Below are 6211 nucleotides of genomic sequence, written 5' to 3'. Positions count from 1 at the left end.
ATTTAGAACATACTGACAGTTGCGCCTTGGATCGAACCAGCCAACGGGTAAAATTGTCCAACGGAAACCCAGTGTTACTCTACGATCCTGAGGTTAGGATCAAATAATTGGTATCGACATATGATAGCGTAAAGTAGCGCTGAGATCTTCCTTTCCATGCAGAAGATCGTCACTTTATCCACAGGCTCTGAGGAGTGTACCTGAATAAATAGGATAAGTTGTCACTTAGATCAAAAACTACTGATAAAAAATAGTAAAAATCGCCCTGTAGTAGCAACTCATTAAACAAGAAGTCACTGGAAAACGTGGTTTTTGTTATTGCTGTGGATAACCTCACATATTTAAGTGTCATATTGAGGATCGCGACGCTGATCCCATATAGATGAAAAGGATCTATTCACGATCCTTGCGATTTTTCAGGGAGTACGTATAATCCTCAGCCCTACTTGTGGCTCTTCTCGCTCTTTAGGTTTATCGCTTTTCTAATCTTGCATTAACTTTTTAATATAAAAAGGTAGGGCAAAAGGGCGGAAAACTGAAGATCGTAGTAGTAACTACGAGTTTTTAAGCAGAGATAAGCGTTCTGAATTGACTCGGGGCTGTACAATTATTACAATCCCGCCTCTTTGTACATTGTGATTGAGGCGTCGGTCGTTTTCACGTCGGGTAGCCAAACGCATTGACAGTAATAATTAAGATTTAGGTAGAGATCGCCATGAAACGCACTTTTCAACCGTCCGTATTAAAGCGTAACCGTAGCCACGGTTTCCGCGCACGTATGGCAACTAAAAACGGCCGCCAGGTTCTGGCTCGTCGTCGTGCTAAAGGCCGTGCTCGTTTAACTGTTGCCGGTTAATCGAGTTAACCATCTGTGTGGTTAAGCTTAAGCTAGCATTCCCCAGGGAGTTACGTTTGTTAACTCCCAGTACTTTCACATTTGTTTTTCAGCAACCGCAACGAGCCGGTAGTCCTCAAATCACCATTCTTGGCCGACCAAATACGCTGGGTCACCCGCGCCTTGGTCTTACTGTTGCAAAAAAATACGTGAAACGAGCTCATGAACGTAACCGAATTAAACGCCTCACCCGCGAAAGTTTTCGTACACGTCAACATGACCTCCCCTCCATGGATTTTATTGTAATAGCCAAAAAAGGTATTGCCGATCTGGATAATTGCGCGCTGACAGAAACATTGGATAAGTTATGGCGTCGTCATTGTCGGCTGGTTCCCGCATCTTGATTATGTTGATTCGGGGTTATCAACTGGTAATCAGCCCGTTACTTGGACCACATTGCCGGTTTCGTCCTACCTGTTCTCAATACGGAATTGAGGCATTGAGCAGGTTTGGCGTAGTGAAAGGTAGTTGGTTGACAATCAAACGCGTATTAAAATGCCATCCTTTACATGCGGGTGGTGATGATCCAGTTCCGCCTAACAATACTGACCATAATAGAGAACATTAATAATGGATTCTCAACGTAATCTTCTTCTTGTCGCCCTGCTGTTTGTCACTTTTTTGATTTGGCAGGCATGGGAAACAGATAATGCACCACAGCCAGCACCAACGGCGCAGAAAACCACTGCGACCACTACTGCTGGATCTGCCGGCTCCACTCAGTCAGAACTGGCTGCAGGTGAAGGCGGTCTGATCACGGTGAAAACTGACGTTCTTTCTATGACTATCAACACCCGCGGTGGTGATATTCAGGAAGCCGACCTGTCAGCTTACCCTGATACTTTAGGTTCAAAGCAACCGTTCAGACTGCTGGAAAAAGCACCTGATTTCGCTTATCAGGCACTTAGCGGTCTGGTAGGTAAAAATGGTCCGGATAACCCAGCTAACGGTGCTCGTCCGCTTTATACCACCACACAAGATGTGTTTGAGCTGGCTGATGGTCAAAACGAACTTGCCGTTCCGATGACTTATACCGACAGCAATGGTGTGAAATACACCAAAACCTTCGTGTTTAAGCGTGGTGAGTATGTCGTTAACGTTAACTACATCGTGAACAATACCAGCCAGCAACCAATGGATGTTGTGCTGTTTGGTCAGTTGAAGCAAACCGCTAAGCTGCCAAAAGCCCGTGACAATGGTAGCAACAACTTTGCACTGCATACCTATCGTGGCGCAGCGTACTCTTCGGATGACAACAAATATAAGAAATACAGTTTTGATGACATCGCCGATGAGAACCTGAAACTCGATACTAAAGGTGGTTGGGTTGCCATGCTGCAGCAATATTTTGCTACTGCCTGGATCCCAAATCGCGATAGCCAAAGCACATTCTTTACCACTCATGGTGATGATGGTCAGTCATCTATCAGCTTCAGAAATGCACCGGTAATTATTCAGCCGGGTGCGACTGAACAGCTGGGTGCTCAACTGTGGGTTGGTCCTGAAATTCAGAACCAAATGGCTGCTGTTGCAGAACACTTAGACCTGACAGTTGATTACGGTTGGTTATGGTTTATCTCTCAGCCACTGTTTAAGTTACTGAAATTTATTCAGGGCTTTGTTGGTAACTGGGGCTTCTCCATCATTGTTATCACCTTTATCGTGCGCGGTATCATGTACCCACTGACGAAGGCACAATACACTTCCATGGCCAAGATGAAGCTGTTACAGCCGAAACTGCAGGCAATGCGTGAGCGTATTGGTGATGACAAACAGCGCATGAGTCAGGAAATGATGGCGCTGTACAAAGAAGAAAAAGTTAACCCACTGGGTGGTTGTTTACCATTAATCATTCAGATGCCAATCTTCCTGGCACTGTATTACATGTTAATGGGCTCTGTTGAACTGCGTCATGCGCCGTTTGCCCTGTGGATTCATGACTTATCTGCACAGGATCCGTACTACATTCTGCCGTTGTTAATGGGCGGAACCATGTTCCTGATCCAGAAGATGTCACCAACACCGGTGACTGATCCAATGCAGCAGAAGATCATGACTTACATGCCGGTTATTTTCACCGTCTTCTTCCTGTGGTTCCCATCAGGTCTGGTTCTGTACTATATCGTGAGTAACCTGGTTACTATTATCCAGCAGAAACTGATCTATCGTGGTCTGGAGAAGAAAGGCCTGCATAGTCGCGATAAGAAAGACAAGAAAGAGAAGAAAACCGCTTAATGCGACGGTAAGACCTCAGCAATTTGCTTGATAAAAGGCGGTCACCATGACCGCCTTTTTTATATAATGACTTAATACACTTTTCAGAGAGCCAAATCATGAATACAACCGATACTATCGTAGCCCAAGCCACCCCTCCGGGACGCGGCGGCGTCGGCATACTTCGGGTTTCTGGAAAGCAAGCCGCAGAAGTGGCAATGCAGCTTCTGGGTAAAATTCCACAGCCGCGCTATGCCGACTATGTGCCGTTTAAAGATGCAGACGGCAGCACCCTCGATCAGGGAATTGCCCTCTACTTTCCTGGTCCAAACTCTTTTACCGGTGAAGATGTACTCGAGTTACAAGGGCATGGTGGCCCGGTGATTCTCGATTTGCTGTTAAAGCGAATTCTGACTCTGCCTGATGTACGTATAGCCCGTCCCGGTGAGTTTTCTGAACGCGCTTTTCTAAACGATAAGTTAGATCTGGCACAGGCAGAAGCCATTGCCGATTTGATCGACGCCAGCTCAGAACAAGCAGCACGTTCAGCGGTAAATTCATTACAGGGTGTTTTTTCCAGCCGCGTGCACCAATTAGTTGAAGCACTCACTCACTTACGTATCTATGTTGAAGCTGCTATCGACTTTCCTGACGAAGAGATCGATTTTCTTTCCGATGGCAAAATCGAAGCTCAGCTCCAACAAGTGATGAAAGAGCTTAACGGCGTCAGAGCCGAAGCCCGTCAGGGTAGCCTGTTGCGTGAAGGAATGAAGGTAGTGATTGCCGGGCGCCCTAATGCCGGTAAATCCAGCCTGCTAAACGCACTGGCAGGCCGTGAAGCCGCTATTGTGACCGACATTGCAGGCACTACCCGAGATGTGCTGCGTGAGCATATTCACATTGACGGTATGCCGCTGCATATTATCGATACTGCTGGCCTGCGTGAAGCCGGTGATGAAGTTGAACGTATTGGTATTGAACGAGCCTGGAATGAAATCGAACAGGCCGATCGGGTGCTGTTTATGGTCGATGGCACCACCACCGATGCAATTGAACCAGAACATATCTGGCCAGAGTTTATGGCTCGCTTACCCAAGACGCTGCCGATTACTGTAGTACGCAATAAAGCTGATTTAACCGGCGAAACTCTGGGTATCAGTGAAGTGAACAGTCACTCACTTATCCGTCTGTCAGCACGCACCGGTGAAGGTGTGGAAGCACTGCGCAATCATCTTAAAGAAAGTATGGGCTTTACCAGCAATACTGAAGGAGGCTTTCTGGCTCGCCGCCGCCACCTGCAGGCGCTGGAAACTGCTGCACAACATCTGGACCAGGGTATGGATCAGTTAGTAAGCGCTCGCGCAGGAGAGCTGCTGGCAGAAGAGCTTCGTCAGGCACAACAGGCACTCAGCGAAATTACCGGTGAATTTACTTCTGATGATTTGCTGGGACGGATTTTCTCAAGTTTTTGTATTGGCAAATAACACTCAGCCTTTCAGTAGAATGGTGAATAATCATAATAAGGACTTGGTAGTGATGGCTGGAATCATTTGAAGGTATTTTTAATATTGGCTAGAAGCTAATAAGCAACTGATATAACAATTGCTCTAAATCCTGCTTAACACTGACATACAACAGAACATAGACTTCATTATTTTCAGTAATTTCATAAAGTACCCGATGCTTCTGCTCTTTATCATACCATTGTCTCAGGCGTAATCCCTTATCGGTCGCCATATGATTGTAACCATAACGTAATGGTGACTCTGCGATTTCTTTTGCAGATAAGCTAAGTAGATTATCTGTCACCTTCTGAGCCTCAGCGACACCATGCAAGACGGTTTGATAATCCTCAATCACTTCCAGCGATCGATACGCCGTTTCGGCAATAAACAGACTATAAGCCATATCATTCCAAACTATTTATTACGCGCTTCTTTACGCCGGCGAAGCGCTTCTCCCGGAGTCATCACACGCTGATTATCAACATCTTGTTTTGCCAGCATAGCCAGTTTCAACAGTGCATTCGATTGCCGTTCCATAGAGCGTGCAACCAATTCTTCTTCACGTTCTGCGGCAGTTTGAATAAATAATTCAGCTACGCCATTTTTAGTTACCAGTACACCACCAGAAAAATTCTCTGGGGTTCCCAACATTTCTCTTGCGGCTTTTTGTGAGATAGTTGTAGTCATTTTTCATACCTCGTCTGTTCCAGCACCAGATACACTAATCTGTCTTATTGCACAGTAATGGTCGATATCTTAGTTGATGCCTGATTCTTCCATTATATAACCTAAAACCAAAGAGGGGGTAAAATTTATTACTAATTTTACCCCAGATAACATCCATCAAAGATCTGGTTCATTTCACCAACGCTTCACACAACGGGTTTAATATCCTGATTCTCATACTTCACTACGGATAGCCTCAATGCCAGGGAAACTACTAAAATACAGCCTCTCATTTCTGTTACCGTTTTTTATTATCGGCAACGTGCTGATTGCACACTATAAAGGAATTGAACCGGAAGCGGGTGCTGACTCAATGATTATCCTTGGTGCACAGGTTATTGGTAATCCGGCAAAACCCAGCAGGACACTGCGTGAACGTTTAGACGTAGCAATTCCTTATCTTAAAGAAAATCCCAATACCAGAGTGATTGTTTGTGGTGGTCAGGGAAGAAAGGAGACGGCAACCGAATCCAGCGTCATGAAAAGCTACTTAATCAATAACGGCATTGAGAGTCAGCGTATTTATGAAGAGGATCAATCAACTCGTACCATCCATCAGTTTATCTATTCCCGTTCACTGACTGAGCTTGGTAAAACGGTCATCGTTACCAGCGATTTTCATATGCTACGTTCATTTATGCTGGCCAGACGTTCGGGAATTGAAGATATTTCAGAGCTACCCGCCGCTGTGGGAAGAGAAAGTCGGGAAACAAGGCGCGCGTTCTTTCGTGAACCATTGGCTTTATTGAATTCGTTCTTATTTGACCATCCTGAGCAACAGCCTGATAAGATAACGCAATAAGTATTGATACTAAAGCTACCTTAATCGAATATAGATTTAACAATCTAAAAATAACTCATTGATTAATTT

8 protein-coding genes are annotated in these 6211 nt (G+C 45.2%); 6 read left to right on the top strand and 2 right to left on the bottom strand.

Annotated features, from left to right (window positions below; translation table 11 throughout):
* Positions 1–715 precede the first annotated feature (715 nt).
* From rpmH to mnmE, 5 genes are all read left to right on the top strand, one after another.
* Entirely contained in the window at positions 716–856 is a 141-nt protein-coding gene (rpmH, locus tag GOL65_RS13950) for a 50S ribosomal protein L34 (protein WP_115458131.1), read from the top strand.
* Positions 857–873: 17 nt separating this feature from the next.
* On the top strand, positions 874–1239 hold the full coding sequence (rnpA, locus tag GOL65_RS13945; protein ID WP_140920590.1) for a ribonuclease P protein component: 366 nt from the start codon (positions 874–876) through the stop codon (positions 1237–1239).
* A complete protein-coding gene (gene yidD, locus GOL65_RS13940; RefSeq protein ID WP_140920591.1) occupies positions 1203–1463 on the top strand; it encodes a membrane protein insertion efficiency factor YidD in 261 nt (86 codons plus the stop codon). The genes rnpA and yidD overlap by 37 nt, the downstream gene beginning before the upstream one ends.
* Before the next feature lie 2 nt (positions 1464–1465).
* Entirely contained in the window at positions 1466–3130 is a 1665-nt protein-coding gene (gene yidC, locus GOL65_RS13935) for a membrane protein insertase YidC (protein WP_140920592.1), read from the top strand.
* Positions 3131–3228: 98 nt separating this feature from the next.
* Positions 3229–4593 carry a tRNA uridine-5-carboxymethylaminomethyl(34) synthesis GTPase MnmE gene (mnmE, locus tag GOL65_RS13930; RefSeq protein ID WP_140920593.1) on the top strand — a complete coding sequence of 455 codons (1365 nt, stop codon included), beginning with the start codon at positions 3229–3231 and terminating at the stop codon, positions 4591–4593.
* Between the two features lie 88 nt (positions 4594–4681).
* Here mnmE and GOL65_RS13925 read toward each other — a convergent pair whose 3' ends face one another.
* Positions 4682–5017: a type II toxin-antitoxin system RelE/ParE family toxin gene (locus tag GOL65_RS13925; RefSeq protein WP_140920594.1), complete on the bottom strand. Its 336-nt coding sequence runs from the start codon at positions 5015–5017 to the stop codon at positions 4682–4684.
* A gap of 11 nt (positions 5018–5028) precedes the next feature.
* Positions 5029–5301 (bottom strand): hypothetical protein, encoded by a 273-nt coding sequence (locus GOL65_RS13920; RefSeq protein ID WP_140920595.1) that lies wholly within the window; start codon positions 5299–5301, stop codon positions 5029–5031.
* Positions 5302–5539: 238 nt separating this feature from the next.
* Between GOL65_RS13920 and GOL65_RS13915 the strand changes: the two genes are divergently transcribed.
* Positions 5540–6142, top strand: a complete 603-nt coding sequence (locus GOL65_RS13915; protein ID WP_179038354.1) for a YdcF family protein — start codon at positions 5540–5542, stop codon at positions 6140–6142.
* Positions 6143–6211 lie beyond the last annotated feature (69 nt).

The sequence above is a fragment of the Limnobaculum xujianqingii genome (assembly GCF_013394855.1).
In the GTDB taxonomy this organism is placed as follows: domain Bacteria; phylum Pseudomonadota; class Gammaproteobacteria; order Enterobacterales; family Enterobacteriaceae; genus Limnobaculum; species Limnobaculum xujianqingii.
This window is presented reverse-complemented; position numbering and strand designations above follow the sequence as displayed.